Genomic DNA, 15,807 nt, shown 5'->3' on the forward strand with positions numbered 1-15,807 from the left:
CGCTGCCATATGCGATAATTGCGGCTTATGGATTTGCCAGCACCCAATGCACCCTCGCTGTTCGATCGCAAAGCGCTTGCGGCACACCGCGCGCGGATCAGCGACGAAGCCCTTTTTCTGCACCACGCAGCCATGGACGAGGTGCAGGATCGCCTTTCCATGGTTAACAAATTCTTTACTGCGCCAGCGATCGTAGCCCCCTACCCCGAGATTTGGGCGCCGGTCCTGCCGGGCGCCCGGGTCGTGGCCGATGACGACGTGCTGGATCTGAAACCCGCTGCGCATGACCTTGTGGTCCATGCGATGGCCCTGCATTGGGCCAACGATCCGGTGGGACAGCTGATCCAATGTGCCCGCGCGCTGCAGCCCGACGGGTTGTTGTTGGTGGTGTGTCTGGGCGGTGAAACGCTATACGAATTGCGGGCCGCGCTGGGTCAGGCCGAGGTCGAGGTGACCGGCGGTCTCAGCCCCCGTGTCGCGCCGATGGCCGAGTTGCGAGATCTTGGCGCGCTGCTGCAGCGTGCGGGTTTTGCATTGCCTGTTGCGGACAAAGTGCCCCTGACGGCGACGTATCGCGACCTGTGGCACCTGATGCGGGACCTGCGCGCGATGGGTGAAACCAACGCCATGACCCAGCGGTTGAAACACCCGTCGCGCCGCACGGTCTTTTCCCGGGCCCAAGAGATTTACGCCGCGCATTTCACATCTCCCGAAGGCCGGCTGAGTGCCACGTTCGAGCTGATCTGCCTGACGGGCTGGGCGCCGGATGCCAGCCAGCCCAAGCCGTTGCGCCCTGGCTCGGCCCAGATGAGACTGGCCGACGCCCTTGGCACGAAAGAAGGCAAACTGTCCGATTGACCCGCTGACCGAACCGATTATTTCAGCCTCTAAACCAGAATTCAGGAAGCTCACCATGTTCGATGCCACCCGCCCGGAACACGCTCCGGCAGACCACCCAAAAGTGAAGATGGGCCGCGTCGGCGTTCTTCTGGCCAATCTCGGCACCCCGGACGACTACAGCTATTGGCCGATGCGCCGCTATCTGAACGAGTTCCTGTCCGACCGGCGGGTGATCGACTATCCGGCCTGGAAATGGCAGCCGATCCTGCAGGCCATCATCCTGACCAAACGTCCCTTCAGCTCGGGCGCTGCGTACAAGTCGATCTGGAACCACGACAAGGGCGAAAGCCCGCTGATGACCATCACCAAGGACCAGACCGGCAAGATGCGTGCGGCGTTGCAGGACCGGTATGGCGACAAGGTCATGGTGGATTTCTGCATGCGTTACGGAAACCCCTCGACCAAGTCGAAGGTTCGCCAAATGGTGGCCGAGGGCTGCGACCGCATCCTGTTCTTCCCGCTGTATCCGCAATATGCCGGCGCCACGACCGCAACCGCGAACGACCAGTTCTTTCGCGCACTTATGGACGAGGCGTGGCAGCCCGCCAGCCGCACGGTACCGGCCTATTTCGACGAGCCGGCCTATATCGACGCCCTGGCGCAGTCGGTCGAGCGCGCCTATGCGGCCATGGAGACCAAGCCGGACGTTCTGGTCTGTTCCTATCACGGCATGCCGGAACGCTATCTGATGCAGGGTGATCCGTACCACTGCCAGTGCGCCAAGACGTCACGGCTGCTGAAAGAGCGGCTGGGCTGGGCGGATGATCAACTGGTGACCACCTTCCAGTCGCGATTCGGACCCGAGGAATGGCTGAAGCCCTACACTGTCGAACACGTCGCGGAACTGGCCCGGCAGGGCAAAAAGAACATAGCCGTCATTGCCCCGGCATTTTCTTCGGACTGCATTGAAACGCTGGAAGAGATCAACGAAGAGATACGCGAAAGCTTTGAGCACGCCAGCGGTGAAAGCTTTACCTACATTCCCTGCCTCAACGACGAGGACGCGCATATCGCCGCCTTGGGCAAGGTTGTCGAGGACAACCTCAAAGGCTGGCTGGACTGAATCGGCCCGGGATTACGCACGAAAAAAGGCGGTGGAGATCCACCGCCTTTCTTTTTTGTCGTAGTCCGTTGGACTCAGCCTGCGGCAACAGCTGCGGCAACAACGACCAGCAGGATCAGCGGCAGGATGATGCCCTGCGACGAGCCCTGGGTTTCTTCGACGACAACAGGTGCCTCAACAACCGGCTCTTCCAGGTTGCCAGCATATGCGGTCGAAGCAGCAGCGGTCAGTGCAGCAGCGAGTACAAGTTTCTTCATATTAACCTCCAGAGTTTGCGCGATCCCAATTGCGGAACCACACACCTAAGACTTACCTCGTGGTTTTTTCTAATCAGCAAAGCAGAACGAATGCAATTGCAACTTGCAGTGCAAGCGGGTTGGCGCGCGAAAATGTCGTCAAATTAGCAACACTTGCGTCCCGACCTTCGCCATGGCGTACAGCTCTGCGATGTTCTCGTTGAACAACCCGATGCACCCGTTCGACGACCGGCGGCCAATTTTCCGCGTATCGTGGGTTCCGTGGATCCGGTAATACTTCCAGCTGAGATACAAAGCGTGCGTTCCCAGCGGGTTATCGGGCCCCGGAGGGATGTAATCCGGCCATTCCGGGTTTCTTTTCTTCATCGACGGCGTCGGCGACCAGCTGGGCCCCTCGACCTTGCGGATGACACTCGTGCGACCGCGGCGGGTCAGTTCTTCGGTCAGCGGAACCGACGACGGGTACAGCTTGTAGACGGTTTGGTCTTCCGACCAGTAGTGCAAAGCGCGGGAAACGGTGTCGACCAGAATCGCCCCGTTCCGGGTGTTCGAGAAGTAGGGCTGCCATTGCTGCGCCTTGAAGCCCGACACATTGCGGCGAACGGCCGGTTCAGCCTCGGGTGCAGGGCGCAATGGGTCGCCCGGGATGTATTGGGCGATCGCCGGGCTGGCGAGCAAAGACGATGCGCCTGCGAGGAATCCGCGGCGGGACGAAGAGAAAACGCGTTTCTTGACCATGGTGACAGGTCCTCTGCGAAAGATGTGCAAGAATCCGCTCTATGTTATTGCCAGAATGCTTCAGTCGCAAATCAAACCGGCAGAATCATGCGGGTTCGTGCATTTGAGCCTTTGCTCATGGGCCGCTGGCAGGGTATTGCCAATTGGAAACAAGCAAACCGGACTCATCATGACGCGCATTTTTTCCCTGCTCTTGATTTGCCTTGTCGCACTGGCGGCATGTACCGACGTGAGCGGCACTTCAACCCTTGGCGCGGATGGACGCCCGCTGCCCAAAGCCTACAAGATCCGGGGCAATCCCGAAAAACTGCAGTTCCGCATGCTTGATTCCGTAAACGCCCTGCGGCAGGCGTCTGGACTGCAGTCGGTGCAGTTGAACGCGCAGCTGAACGCAGCGGCAGCGACACACGCCAAGGACATGTCGCGGCAGAACCGACCCTGGCATTTCGGCTCGGACGGATCTTCGCCACTCGATCGGGTGGCCCGTGCCGGTTATGCGGGGCGTTTCCTGGGTGAAGCGATTTCCGAGACCTACGAGACCGAAACCGAAACCCTGGCCGCGTGGATGCAGGAACCGGGTCCGCGATCGGTGATCATGGACCCGCAAGCAACCCAGATGGGGTTTGCATGGCATCAGGAAAACGGCGGGAAGATCTGGTGGACGCTCGAGATGGGAACTGGCGGTTAAGCATGGCCCAGACAAAAAAAGCCCCCGAAAACCGGGGGCTTTTTTCTTTCTAACAGGTCTCAGGCAGCTTGCATGGACTGGGCTGTGGTCAGGATCGCATACAGCTTGACCGGATCCGGGTTGGCCCGAAGCTTCGAGCAGACCGCGCTGTCGCGCAGCGTGCGCGATACCAGCGCCAAGGCCTTGAGATGCTCGACACCGGCGTCTTCCGGGGCGAACAGTGCAAAGGCCAGATCCACGGGCTGACGGTCGACCGATCCGAAGTCGATGGGCTTTTCCAGCATGACGAACACGCCGGCAACCGAGTCGATCTCGGACAAACGGGCGTGTGGCAGGGCAACACCATGGCCAACGCCGGTCGGCCCAAGGCTTTCCCGCTCCAGCAGGCAGTCTACGATAGTCTGCGGATCAAGTCCGAGTGCGCCCGCGGCAACGTCACCGATTTCCTGAAACAACCGCTTTTTGCTGGACGCTGCAGATAGCACGCGCACCGCCTCGGGCTTCAGTATGCTCGACAAATCCATGTTTTGCTCCACGGCGACGCCCCCAGAATCCGGGGGCCCCGCCCAATTCTTGCCTGTTACGGATCGATCCAGCCGATATTGCCGTCATCCCGGCGATACACGACGTTCAATCCGTCCTTGTTTTCATTCCTGAACACCAGCACCGGGGCGCCGGCCAATTCCATTTGCATGACAGCTTCGCCGACACTCAACGATGGGATCTTGGTTTCCATCTCAGCCACGATGATGGGCTGCAATGAGTCGGGTTCGTCGGCCACGTCCGATTCGTTCGAGGCGAGGATATAAGATGACGCTCCGAAGAGTTCAACCGGCTGAGCCCGTTCACGATGGTGGTCCTTGAGGCGACGCTTGTAGCGACGCAGCTGTTTCTCCATCTTTTCGCAGCACGCCTCGAATGCTGCATAGATTTCGGTTGCATGTGCCTTGGCCTGGGCTGTCAGGCCCGTGGACATATGTATGGTGGTTTCGCACACATACTCATGCGCTGAACGGGAAAAGACGACGTTGGCATCCGTCGGTCGCTGGGCATATTTGCTCACGACCTCGCCCAATGCGTCCTGCACGTGTGTCTGCAAGGCTGCACCAATGTCGATCTGTTTGCCGCTGATTTGGTAACGCATGTGATCTCCTTCACAATTCACACCCATTATGACGTCACGTCGGGTGACATGCTTGTTTTTATCGGGTGGGGGGTAGAGACATGTTTCGCGGTTGTCCTCGGTAAGGCCCTTCGGAGAAGGGAGATCGAGATCCAGTCTGGAACCGCGAAAATGCCATGTCCCAATTGAGCCAAGAGGCGGCAGAAGAGTCAATCAAAACAGGAGTGTATATACGCGAATTCTGTCATGCGCCTGGCGCAATGACAACTAAGCCTATGAAATCTTGAAATTTTCACCCAGATACACGCGGCGGACATTTTCGTTTTCCACCACCTCGTCGGGCGATCCGGACATCAGCACCTGGCCGTCGTGCAGGATGTACGCGCGGTCCACAATTTCCAGCGTTTCCCGCACGTTGTGGTCGGTGATCAGTACGCCGATTCCACGCTTTTTCAGATCCGCCACCAGATGCCGGATATCGCCCACGCTGATCGGGTCGACGCCGGCAAACGGCTCGTCCAGCAGCAGGTATTTGGGGTCGGCGGCCAGACAGCGGGCTATCTCGACGCGACGGCGTTCACCACCCGACAATGCAAGGGCAGGCGCCCGCCGCAAATGCTCGATCGAAAAGTCCGAGAGCAGCTCTTCCAGACGTTCCTTGCGGCGGTGCACATGCTTCACCGCAATGTCGAGCACGGCCGAGATATTGTCCTCGACACTCAAGCCGCGAAAGATCGACATTTCCTGCGGCAGATACCCGATGCCCATGCGCGCCCGGCGATACATCGGCAGCGTGGTCACATTCTGACCGTCCAACGTGACCGTTCCGGCCTCGGGGAACACCAGCCCGGCAACGGAATAGAACGTGGTCGTCTTGCCCGAGCCGTTCGGCCCTAGCAACGCAACGACCTCGGACCGGTCCAGTGTCATCGACACGTCCCGGATCACGGTCTTTTTGCGATAGGATTTGCGCAGTTTCTGAATCTTCAGACCCTGAGACCCTTCGGCAACGGACAGTTGCGGGCCCGCCATCAATTTCCGCCCTGCTGAAGGATCGTCTTGACCCGCCCCGACATGGTCGCGGTTCCGCTTGTCAGGTTCGCAATCATCTGGTCGCCGCTGATCGTGCTGGGCCCCTGCGTCAGCAGAACGTTGCCCTTCATCACGATCACACCCGAGTCGATGGTGTATTCCGCCCAGTCCCCCTCGGCGGCATCCGGCGGGCTGACAAGCACGACGTTTTCCGACGCCTCCATGCGTTTGATCCCCGACCGATCCTGGTTGTAGATCACCAACACGCGACCGGCGGACAGGCGCATTTCGCCCTGAACGACAATGACGTTGCCAAGAAACTCGGCCGAACCGTCCTCTTGATTGACGTTCAGTGTCTCGGATGTCACTTCGACCGGCAGACTGGGATCGGCCTTCACCGACCCAAAGGCCACCTGCGCTTCCTGCGCGGACGCTGGCACCGAACCCACGGCCAGGGCGAAACAAACGAGGGCGAAACGAAAATCAAACACAGTCTATCTTTCGGCTTTTTTCGGCTCATATAACAGCTTAACGCCATCTGTAAAAAGAATATGGACCGGTCCACCCTCTTTTTCAGCGCCAAATGTCATCCGCCCGGCCGAGAAATTGCCGATTGGCCCCGTTCCCTGCACCTGACCTGGCGTATCGCCCCGGATCTCGTCCAATGAAGTATTCAACAGGTCTGTCGTCACCCGTATACCGTCCGTGGTGGTGATCACCACGTCCCCGGTGAAGGTGGCCGTCGCCTTGTCCGGTCGGATCGACCCCGAGTTGGAATCCAGCGTGATCACCCCACCGTTCAACAGGCCGAACCGGCCACGGAATTCCGTTGCTCTTGGATCGCTGTCGGCAGTTCCCTGGCTGGCCCGCACCGCCTCGACCTGGACATCTTCGCCCTTGCGGGTGGTCCCGCGATAGTTCGGGCGGGTCACAAGCTGCCCCTCAAGCCGTTCGTCGATATCCTCTTGGGAAAACGGACCCGAGACGTTTGTTTCGATGCTGCGCGACAGCAGGAATACCGTGGACAGCAGCAGAATCGCCGCCAGCGGCAACAGAACCTTCAGGAACTGCACCATTCGGGAATAGCGGTCCACCTGCGCCTCCTGTCAGCCCAGCCCGACGCGCAGGCAATCGTGAATATGCAGAAGGCCCTGCGCCAATCCCGGTTGTTCGGGGTCGACGACGAACAACGAGGTGATCTTGCGCGCGTTCATGATCGCCACGGCTTCTTCGGCCAGCGAATCTGGTGCGATCGTGGTCGGATTGCGGGTCATGACCTGAGCGGCCGTATTGTCCAGCAGCCCCTCCATGTGGCGCCGCAGGTCGCCGTCGGTGATGATGCCGGCAAGCTTGCCGTCCGCGTCCGTCACCCCGACCACGCCAAAGCCTTTCTGGCTGATCTCGATCAACGCGTCGCTCATCGGTGTATCGGCAGAAACCAGCGGCACCGCATCGCCACCGTGCATCAGATCGCGTACTGCGCTCAGCTGCGCGCCCAGTTTGCCGCCCGGATGAAAGGCGCGGAAATCCTCTGGTTTGAAGTCGCGATATTTCATCAGCGCAATCGCCAGCGCATCACCCATGGCCAGCGTCAGCGTGGTCGAAATCGACGGCACCATCCCATAGCCGCAGGCCTCGCCCAGAGAGGGGATCAGCAAATGCACGTCCGCCTGTTTCATCAACGAGCTTTCGGGCTTGCTGGACAGGCCGATCAAAGGGATGCCGAACCGCCGGGTAAAGGCCAGAAGATTGGCCAGTTCCGGCGCCTCGCCCGAATTGGAGATCGCCAGAACCACGTCTCCTTTCGACACCATCCCCAGATCGCCGTGGCTGGCCTCGGCCGGATGAACGAAATAGGCCGGCGTACCGGTGCTGGCCAGGGTTGCGGCGATCTTGTGGCCGATGTGTCCAGACTTGCCGATGCCGCTGATGATGATCCGCCCTGTGGCCTGCAGGATCAGCTGAACGGCTTCGGCAAACCGGTCGTCAAGGCTGTCGGCCAAAACATCCAACGCCCGGGCTTCGTCGGTGATTACCTGACGGGCAACCTTCAGAAAGGATTCATTGTCTGTCATGAGTGCGCAAAAATATCCGTTTCAGGCCATCCGGCCAGATCCAGTCTGGCACGCATCGGCAGGAAGTCAAAACAGGCCTGCGCCATCTCGGTGCGCCCTTCACGCGCCAGCCGCGCGTTCAAGGCATCACGCAAACGGTGCAGATACAGGACGTCGGAGGCCGCATACTCCAGTTGGGCCTCGGTCAGGGTCTCCGCACCCCAGTCGCTCATCTGTTGCTGTTTCGAGATATCGACGCCCAGCAACTCCTGACACAGGTTCTTGAGTCCATGACGATCGGTATAGGTGCGCACAAGGCGGCTGGCGATCTTGGTGCAATATACCGGAGCGGCCAACGCCCCGAAGGCATGATACATCGCGGCAATGTCGAACCGCCCGAAATGAAACAGCTTCAGCACATCCGGGTTTTCCAGCATGGCACTCAGGTTTGGCGCCGAGGTTTGGCCCTTTTCGACCTGCACGATATGGCAATCGCCGTCACCCCCGGACATCTGAATCACGCACAGGCGATCCCGGTGCGGGTTGAGACCCATGGTCTCACAATCAATGGCCACGATCGGGCCCAGATCCAGCCCATCGGGCAGGTCGTTCTTGTACAGATGGTTCGCCACACGTGTTTCCTTCGTTCGGTATCGTCCCCGAAATAGGGTGTTTGGCCTGCAAACTCAACGCCATCCGGACCGATGCCGCGATTGATCTCCGGCAGGCTTGATGCATCCCCATGGGGGGGATAGGGTTAATGCATGAACCCTCACAAGCATTCAACACACCCGCAGATCATCGCGCGCCTGAAACGCGCACATGGGCATCTGGCCAAGGTCATCGCAATGCTGGACGACCAGGAGCCCTGTCCGGACATCGCTCAGCAGCTTTTCGCCGTGGAAAAGGCGATCACGAATGCCAAGCGGACACTGATCCATGATCATGTCGACCATTGCCTTGCTTCGGGCGACGCCGACTCGGTCGACGCCTTCAAGGCCATCACCAAGTACCTGTGATGCTGAGCGTTCTGCAAAACCGGGTCTATCGTCACCTGCTTGCTGCGCAAATCGTGGCCTTGACGGGCACCGGTCTTGCCACGGTGGCCCTGGGGCTTCTGGCCTACGATCTGGCTGGTAGCTCTGCGGCCCTGGTTCTGGGTACGGCACTGACGATAAAGATGGTTGCCTATGTTTCGGTCGCGCCGGTGGCGGCGGCCTTTGCGGAACGGCTGAACCGACGAAAACTCCTTGTGACGCTGGACCTCGTCCGCGCCGCAGTGGCCCTGTGCCTGCCGTTCGTGACCGACATCTGGCAGGTCTACGTTCTGATCTTCGTTCTGCAATCTGCCTCAGCCGGGTTCACCCCGGCGTTCCAAGCCACGATACCAGACGTTCTGACCGACCAGCAGGACTATACCAAGGCGCTGTCGCTGTCGCGCCTGGCCTATGATCTGGAAAGTCTGGTGAGCCCGATGCTGGCTGCGTTCCTTCTGATCTTCGTCAGCTTCGACAGCCTGTTTCTGGGAACAAGCCTCGGTTTTGTCGCCTCGGCCTTGTTGGTCATGTCGGTTGCCCTTCCCTCACCCACGCCCGTCCGGTCGCGCGGGATCTTCGACCGCACAACCCGCGGTCTGCGGATCTATCTGGCCACACCGCGCCTTCGGGGGTTGCTGGCTTTGAGTTGGAGCGCCGCAGCGCTCAGCGCGATGGTCCTGGTCAATACCGTCGTCATCGTGCGTGCAAGCCTGGGGTTGTCCGACAGTGCCGTGGCCATCGCGCTGGCCGGATTTGGGAGCGGGTCCATGCTGGCGGCATTTGTCTTGCCGGCGGTTTTGCGGCGGTTCGAGGACCGCAAAGTGATGCTGACGGGTGCGACAATTGCCACCGCGGCCATGGCGTTTGCTGCGATCCTGTCTGCAGCTGTACCCATGAGCCTTGCCGGGCTGTCCGCAATCTGGGCACTGGTCGGCTTCGGATACTCGGCAACCCTGACCCCGTCGGGGCGCCTGCTGACCCGGTCGGCCCACGCCGAAGACCGCCCGGCCGTCTTCGCCGCCCAATTCACCCTGTCGCATGCCTGCTGGTTGGTTCTCTACCCGCTGGCCGGATGGGTCATGACAGCGTTCGGTGCGACAGTGGCCATGGCTTTGTTGACCGTTCTGTCACTGTGCGGTCTGGTCGGAGCTCTGTTGGCATGGCCTCGCGCCGAGCCGGGCGCGGTCATCCACCAGCATCCGGACCTGCCGGTCGACCATCCGCACCTGTCCGGATCGGCAGAGCACGCCCACCCGATCATCATCGACGACCTTCACCCCCGATACCCGCATCAGCCTTGAGCGCAGGCGCCAAACTGGCATACACCCGAACCATCCCTTCGGAACACGGAGCATCGATGGACCAGCTTGATCGCCGCATCATTGCCGCGCTGCAACACAACGCGCGCGCCTCGACCACCCATATCGCGGCAACGCTCGGGGTGGCCCGGACTACGGTGCATGAACGTATCAGCCGGATGGAGAGAAACGGTGTGATCGCCGGATACTCGGTGATCCTGCGCCAGGCCGAGGACACGCCCAAGGTCCAGGTCGTTGTCCTGCTGGAGGTACAGCAGAAAGAAACCGCCCGCATCATCAAGCGGCTCGAAGCCTATCCAGAGGTCAAGCTGTGCCTGTCGATCAATGGAGAATTCGATCTATTGCTGTCCGCCGAAGCGCCGCGGATCGAGGATCTGGACATTCTGGTTGATGAGCTTGCGGCGATCCCGGGGGTGCTGCGGACCAACACCAGCGTTGTGTTCGGCCGCCGCATCGATCGGGGCTGAGGTCCCGATAACCCTCTGTAAACCCAAAACTGGCTAGCTTGGCCCGGACACAAGAATCCCCGGACCGGCAGAATGCCAGAGCTCAAGTTTTTCATCTCGATCGCCGTTTGGCTGGCCGCCGCCGCGCCTGCTGCCTTGGCATGGTCGGATGGCCCCGCGATTGATGTCTGCGACCGGGCCGCGAGACGGGCGGCAATGGCCGAAGGTGTGCCGCAGGATATCCTGTTGGCCGTCACCCGAACCGAGACCGGGCGCACGATGATGGGTCGCCTGACACCCTGGCCCTGGACCGTCAATGTCGAGGGCAAAGGGTACTGGTTCGCCACCGAAACCGAGGCCAAGGCCTTTGTCTTCGACGTGTTCAAAGCGGGTGCCCGCAGTTTTGATATTGGCTGTTTCCAGATCAACTACCGCTGGCATGGCAAAGCCTTCCGGTCCATAGACGCTATGTTTGATCCGGACCAGAACGCCGCCTACGCGGCGCAGTTCCTGAAGACGCTCCATGCCGAACAGGGTTCGTGGGGGCATGCGGTTGGCGCCTATCACTCGCGCACGCCGGGCCTTGCACAGGCTTATACGGACCGGTTTGAAACCATCCTGGCCAATCTCGACGGCGTACCGTCGGCGCAACCGGGACACACGGGGCGCGATCCGTTTTCACGGGCGGCCGCGCCTTTGATCCCGCCCGGTCGTGGCCGAACCGGGCCGGGCCGCTTGGGCTCATTGGTTCCCGCCTCAGCCGCTGCTGCTGCCTTCATCGCGTTCGATCAGGAGTGACGCGTGCCAAAGCTTGACGCCCGATCCCTGTTTTCACCCACCGTTCTACTGGCGTTGGCCTTGATGACGGTGATCGTCATGATGATCCTGCCAATGCCATCCTGGGTACTGGACATTGGCCTTGCGGCCTCGTTCGCACTGGCCATCCTGATTTTCACCCTGACCCTGTTCATCGAGCGACCTTTGGATTTCTCGTCCTTTCCAACGATACTGCTGGCCTCGCTGATGCTGCGCCTGTCGCTCAACGTGTCGTCGACCAAGCTGATCATCGGGCAGGGTCATACCGGGCCGAACGCCGCCGGTGACGTCATCGAGGGCTTTGCCCAATTCGTCATGAGCGGCAGCATCTTCCTGGGCCTCGTGGTATTCGGTGTGCTGCTGATCGTGAACTTCATGGTGATCACCAAAGGTGCGGCGCGTATGGCCGAAGTCGGGGCCCGCTTTGCCCTTGACGGAATGCCGGGCAAGCAGCTTGCCATCGACAGCGACATGTCTGCCGGCGCCATCGACCATCAGCAAGCCAAGGAACGGCGCGAGCTCGAGCAACAGGAAACCACCTTTTTCGGGTCGCTGGACGGGGCATCCAAATTCGTCAAGGGCGATGCAATTGCAGGGCTGCTGATTACCCTGCTCAACCTGGTGATGGGGTTGATCATGGGGGTGATCGTGCACAGTATGCCGGTCGCCTCGGCGTTTGAAACCTATGCGATCCTGACTGTTGGTGACGGGTTGGTCACGCAGATACCGGCTGTCATCATCTCCATCGCATCCGCCCTGTTGCTGGCCCGCGGTGGCACGCAGGGTGCAACCGACACCGCCTTGTTCTCGCAACTGGGGCGGCATCCGGCTGCGCTGGCAACCGTTGCGATCCTGATGGTGCTGTTTGCGCTGGTGCCCGGGTTGCCTTTTCTGCCGTTCATTCTCGGTGGCGTGATCCTGGGCTATGCGGCCTTCGTTGTTCACAGAAAGCAATCAGCTGCCACAGAGGCGGCACAGATGGCGGCTTCGGACGCCGAGCCCAAGGCATCACAAGGCATCGGCGACGTCCTTGACCTCGACGACATTCACCTCGAATTTGCCCCGGATCTGGTCAGTATGGTGTTGAACCCTGGCACCGGATTGGACGCCCGGATCGCCAACATGCGGACCTACGTGGCGTCGAGCTTTGGATTGATCCTTCCGGAGATCCGACTGACAGACCGGGCCGACTTGCCGACGGGCACTTACGTCATTCGTGTTCAGGGCGTCGAACAGGCCCGGGGGGTGCTTCACCCCGACCTGATCCTGGCGCTGGTGCAGGACGGGCTGGACCTGTTGCCGGAAGGCAATGACGTCACCGAACCCGTCTACGGCGCGCGCGCCCGGTGGATCCTGCCCAAGGATCAAGAGTCCGCCGCGCTGAGCGGCGCAACCATCGTCACCCCGCCCGAGATTCTGGCGACCCATCTGCTGGAAATCATCAAGCAGAACTTCCCGCGCCTGCTGACCCTGAAATCCCTGCGTCGGCTCCTGTCCGAGATGACCCGCCTGAGCGACCCGGTCCGGGCCGAGGCAAACCGAAAGCTGCTGGATGAGCTGATCCCCGACAAGGTTCCGATCGACACCTTGCACGCGGTTTTGCGTCTGCTGCTCGAAGAACGGGTTTCGATCCGCAACATCGCGCTGATCCTGGAGAGCGTCGCCGAAGCGCGGATGACCACGACGCAGCCTGAGGCGATCTGTGAGATCGTGCGCCAGCGACTGGGCTTCCAGCTGGTGGCGGACCTGAAGCGTGGCGACGGCTCGATTCCCCTGATCCAGTTGGCGCCGGAATGGGAGGAGACGTTCTCCACCTACCAGATCGACACTCCGAATGCTGGATTGGATGTGGCGCTGCCCCCCAATCTGTTCAACAAACTGGCCGATGGCGTCGTCACGACGATAACACGCAGCGCGGATCAGGGTGTGTTCCCGGCGTTGGTAACCTCGACGCGGCGGCGCAGGTTGCTGCGTACCATCATGCACGCGCGGGGAATCTCGAATCCAGTCCTGTCGTTCGAGGAAATTGGGCTCGAAGCGCGGCCGGCGCTGGTCGGAACGGTGCCGGCGTGATTGGGCTGCCGCCGGATTTGCTGGCTCAGCTGGGGGGCATCCTGTGGTCCTCGTTTGCGGTTTTTCTCAGGGTTTCGGCGGTGGTTTCCCTGCTGCCAGCCTTCGGGGAGCGCAGCATTCCAACCCGCGTAAAGCTGGGGGTCGCAATGGCATTCACGCTGGTCGTCGCGCCGTCGGTTTCCGTTGCCGAGCCCGACAGTGGCCTGATGCCGCTGGTTCAATTGATACTGACCGAAATCCTGATCGGCCTGACCCTGGGGATCGGGCTTCGGCTACTGGTACTCGCCCTTCAAACCGCCGGGTCGATGGCCGCGCAAGCCACGTCGTTATCGCAGATCCTGGGTGGTGCCGCTGCGGACCCGGCCCCGGCGATGGGTCATTTCTTGACCCTGTCCGGGTTGGCCCTTGCCACACTGATGGGCGTTCACATCCGGGCGGCCCAATTCCTGATCGACAGCTATTCACTATTCCCGGTGGGTGCCGCCCCGATGGCGACCGATCTGTCACGTTGGGGGGTGTCGCAGGTATCGCGCAGCTTTGCATTGGCCTTTGGGCTGGCCATGCCGTTTGTCATTGCATCATTGATCTACAACTTGGCTCTGGGTGTCATCAACCGGGCCATGCCTCAACTGATGGTCGCCTTTGTGGGCGCGCCGGCAATCACCTTTGCCGGATCGTTCCTTTTGTTCGCGGGAACGCCGACCATCCTTGCGGTCTGGTCTGACGTCCTGTTCCAGTATTTGCTTGATCCGATCGGAGCACCGGAATGAGCGGCTCGGACGACGACACCGACAAGTCCTTCGAGGCGACACCGCAGAAACTGCAGAAGGCTCGGGAAAAGGGTGAGGTCGTCAAATCAAATGACCTGTCCGCCGTCGCCGCCTATTCCGGCCTGACAATCGCTCTTTTGGCGGTCGGGCAGTTTTCGACCGAGCATTTGGGATCATCCCTGATGGTCCTGATTGATCAGGCCCCGGAACTGTCACTGTTGTTGTCTGGCAGCGCGGCTGCACCGGTCGGCGGGCTGATGACAAAGGTTGCCGTTTCCGCAGGCATTCTGTTGGCGGTTCCAGCGGCGCTTGTCTTGTTGAATTTGCTGGCGCAGCGCGCCCTGGTGTTTGCCCCAAGCAAACTGACGCCGAAGATATCCCGCATTTCAGTCCCATCCAATGCCAAGAACAAGTTCGGTCGTGCCGGACTTTTTGAGTTCCTCAAAAGCTTCATCAAGCTGGTGATCTACAGCATCTGCCTTGCCGTGTTTTTGAAATCCAACCTGGCGGACATCCTGACCGCTGCAGCCAGCCCCGCACGAGCCTCCATCCCGCTGATGATGACCCTTCTGTTTCGGTTCCTGTTCATCGTCGTCGCCGTCACGTTGACCATCGGGGTCATCGACTACCTGTGGCAGTATTCCGAGCACATGCGCAAAAATCGAATGTCGCGCAAAGAACTGCAGGACGAGACGAAGGACTCGGAAGGCGATCCGCATGTCGAACAGCAGAGACGCCAGCGCGCGCAAGAGATTGCGACCAACCAGATGATGGCCGAGGTTCCAAAGGCCGACGTGGTTATCGTCAACCCCACCCATTTTGCGGTGGCATTGAAATGGACCCGCGCCCGTGGAACCGCACCCGTCTGCGTCGCAAAGGGCGTTGACGAAGTTGCCGCGACAATCCGCCGAACGGCAATGGAGTCAGGAGTTCCGATTCATTCGGACCCGCCGACGGCGCGAGCCCTGCATGCGACCGTCGAAATCGGAAAGGAGATAACGGAAGACCTGTATCGTCCGGTCGCTGCCGCCATCCGATTTGCCGAAGCCATGCGAAAACGCGCGAAGGGAACGGTCGGATGACACGCACGAAACTAGGGGATCTAGCGGCGGTCACGGCGGCTTCATTCGAAAGAGAGTTTCAGAAACTGAAACCGATACTTGAGGCCGAAAGCCGCATTCAGGCACAGATCAGCGCACTGAACGCGCAGGTCGCCCAAACGGCGTCGGACGCCGCGCAAACCCCTGGGTACCAGATCGCTGGCGCCGACGTCTTGTGGCACGGGTGGGAGTCCAGAACCCGGCGTGACCTAAACACTGAATTGGCGCGCGTCAGATCCCGGAAACTGGCAATGATGGAGGACCTTCGCCGAGCATTCGGCCGCAAGCAGGCGGTTGAGTCGTTGCAGCGCGATCAAGAAACCGCGCTGCGCATTGCACGCGCCAGGAACCTGATGAACCAGTAAACCGAAAGCTGAAGCCCGCCCTTTGG

General features: G+C 60.5%; 20 protein-coding genes. 11 read left to right on the forward strand and 9 right to left on the reverse strand.

The features are described 5' to 3' along the window. Positions 1–27: 27 nt before the first annotated feature. Both ACR3EL_RS16420 and hemH read left to right on the forward strand, forming a co-directional pair. Positions 28–858, forward strand: a complete 831-nt coding sequence (locus ACR3EL_RS16420; protein WP_480722349.1) for a methyltransferase domain-containing protein — start codon at positions 28–30, stop codon at positions 856–858. A 55-nt stretch (positions 859–913) separates the two neighbouring features. Further along, positions 914–1,963, forward strand: a complete 1,050-nt coding sequence (hemH, locus tag ACR3EL_RS16425; protein WP_480722352.1) for a ferrochelatase — start codon at positions 914–916, stop codon at positions 1,961–1,963. A gap of 74 nt (positions 1,964–2,037) precedes the next feature. On the opposite strand, the gene ACR3EL_RS16430 is transcribed toward hemH, so the two are convergent. Beyond that, on the reverse strand, positions 2,038–2,220 hold the full coding sequence (locus ACR3EL_RS16430; RefSeq protein WP_005979327.1) for a hypothetical protein: 183 nt from the start codon (positions 2,218–2,220) through the stop codon (positions 2,038–2,040). Between the two features lie 138 nt (positions 2,221–2,358). After that, positions 2,359–2,958 carry a L,D-transpeptidase gene (locus ACR3EL_RS16435; RefSeq protein WP_093963635.1) on the reverse strand — a complete coding sequence of 200 codons (600 nt, stop codon included), beginning with the start codon at positions 2,956–2,958 and terminating at the stop codon, positions 2,359–2,361. Between the two features lie 169 nt (positions 2,959–3,127). On the opposite strand from ACR3EL_RS16435, the gene dalA reads away from it, so the two are divergent. Then, positions 3,128–3,646: a divisome-associated lipoprotein DalA gene (dalA, locus tag ACR3EL_RS16440; protein WP_093963636.1), complete on the forward strand. Its 519-nt coding sequence runs from the start codon at positions 3,128–3,130 to the stop codon at positions 3,644–3,646. Positions 3,647–3,705: 59 nt separating this feature from the next. Here the strand turns inward: dalA and ptsN are convergent, their stop codons facing one another. The 7 genes from ptsN to ACR3EL_RS16475 all read right to left on the reverse strand — a co-directional run bounded on the left by ptsN (position 3,706) and on the right by ACR3EL_RS16475 (position 8,487). Continuing rightward, a complete protein-coding gene (gene ptsN, locus ACR3EL_RS16445) occupies positions 3,706–4,170 on the reverse strand; it encodes a PTS IIA-like nitrogen regulatory protein PtsN (RefSeq protein ID WP_093963782.1) in 465 nt (154 codons plus the stop codon). A 56-nt stretch (positions 4,171–4,226) separates the two neighbouring features. Next, a complete protein-coding gene (gene hpf, locus ACR3EL_RS16450; RefSeq protein WP_170342438.1) occupies positions 4,227–4,790 on the reverse strand; it encodes a ribosome hibernation-promoting factor, HPF/YfiA family in 564 nt (187 codons plus the stop codon). A 252-nt stretch (positions 4,791–5,042) separates the two neighbouring features. Next, a complete protein-coding gene (lptB, locus tag ACR3EL_RS16455) occupies positions 5,043–5,801 on the reverse strand; it encodes an LPS export ABC transporter ATP-binding protein (RefSeq protein WP_093963638.1) in 759 nt (252 codons plus the stop codon). Next, positions 5,801–6,292: an LptA/OstA family protein gene (locus ACR3EL_RS16460; protein ID WP_480722356.1), complete on the reverse strand. Its 492-nt coding sequence runs from the start codon at positions 6,290–6,292 to the stop codon at positions 5,801–5,803. The genes lptB and ACR3EL_RS16460 overlap by 1 nt, the downstream gene beginning before the upstream one ends. Before the next feature lie 3 nt (positions 6,293–6,295). Continuing rightward, entirely contained in the window at positions 6,296–6,895 is a 600-nt protein-coding gene (lptC, locus tag ACR3EL_RS16465; RefSeq protein WP_480633943.1) for an LPS export ABC transporter periplasmic protein LptC, read from the reverse strand. 12 nt (positions 6,896–6,907) lie between these two features. Next, positions 6,908–7,876 carry a KpsF/GutQ family sugar-phosphate isomerase gene (locus ACR3EL_RS16470; RefSeq protein WP_170436252.1) on the reverse strand — a complete coding sequence of 323 codons (969 nt, stop codon included), beginning with the start codon at positions 7,874–7,876 and terminating at the stop codon, positions 6,908–6,910. Further along, complete coding sequence (locus ACR3EL_RS16475) at positions 7,873–8,487, reverse strand: ribonuclease D (protein WP_480722359.1); 615 nt, start codon at positions 8,485–8,487, stop codon at positions 7,873–7,875. The genes ACR3EL_RS16470 and ACR3EL_RS16475 overlap by 4 nt, the downstream gene beginning before the upstream one ends. Before the next feature lie 132 nt (positions 8,488–8,619). Here ACR3EL_RS16475 and ACR3EL_RS16480 point away from each other — a divergent pair, with 132 nt between their 5' ends. The 8 genes from ACR3EL_RS16480 to ACR3EL_RS16515 all read left to right on the forward strand — a co-directional run bounded on the left by ACR3EL_RS16480 (position 8,620) and on the right by ACR3EL_RS16515 (position 15,781). Continuing rightward, positions 8,620–8,874, forward strand: a complete 255-nt coding sequence (locus ACR3EL_RS16480; RefSeq protein WP_170343144.1) for a metal-sensing transcriptional repressor — start codon at positions 8,620–8,622, stop codon at positions 8,872–8,874. Beyond that, complete coding sequence (locus ACR3EL_RS16485) at positions 8,874–10,193, forward strand: MFS transporter (protein WP_170343145.1); 1,320 nt, start codon at positions 8,874–8,876, stop codon at positions 10,191–10,193. The genes ACR3EL_RS16480 and ACR3EL_RS16485 overlap by 1 nt, the downstream gene beginning before the upstream one ends. A 56-nt stretch (positions 10,194–10,249) precedes the next feature. Then, positions 10,250–10,678 carry an Lrp/AsnC family transcriptional regulator gene (locus ACR3EL_RS16490; RefSeq protein ID WP_093963783.1) on the forward strand — a complete coding sequence of 143 codons (429 nt, stop codon included), beginning with the start codon at positions 10,250–10,252 and terminating at the stop codon, positions 10,676–10,678. A 72-nt stretch (positions 10,679–10,750) separates the two neighbouring features. Next, a complete protein-coding gene (locus ACR3EL_RS16495; protein ID WP_170342446.1) occupies positions 10,751–11,455 on the forward strand; it encodes a transglycosylase SLT domain-containing protein in 705 nt (234 codons plus the stop codon). A gap of 63 nt (positions 11,456–11,518) precedes the next feature. Next, complete coding sequence (flhA, locus tag ACR3EL_RS16500) at positions 11,519–13,546, forward strand: flagellar biosynthesis protein FlhA (protein ID WP_480722467.1); 2,028 nt, start codon at positions 11,519–11,521, stop codon at positions 13,544–13,546. Then, positions 13,543–14,316 (forward strand): flagellar biosynthetic protein FliR, encoded by a 774-nt coding sequence (locus tag ACR3EL_RS16505; protein WP_170369921.1) that lies wholly within the window; start codon positions 13,543–13,545, stop codon positions 14,314–14,316. Before flhA ends, ACR3EL_RS16505 begins: the two co-directional genes overlap by 4 nt. Then, positions 14,313–15,398, forward strand: coding sequence for a flagellar type III secretion system protein FlhB (gene flhB, locus ACR3EL_RS16510; protein WP_480722367.1), 1,086 nt, complete (start codon positions 14,313–14,315; stop codon positions 15,396–15,398). Before ACR3EL_RS16505 ends, flhB begins: the two co-directional genes overlap by 4 nt. Then, entirely contained in the window at positions 15,395–15,781 is a 387-nt protein-coding gene (locus ACR3EL_RS16515; protein ID WP_480722369.1) for a hypothetical protein, read from the forward strand. The genes flhB and ACR3EL_RS16515 overlap by 4 nt, the downstream gene beginning before the upstream one ends. The last annotated feature ends 26 nt before the right edge of the window (positions 15,782–15,807 follow it).

The sequence above is a fragment of the Ruegeria sp. BJ3 genome, assembly GCF_056535665.1.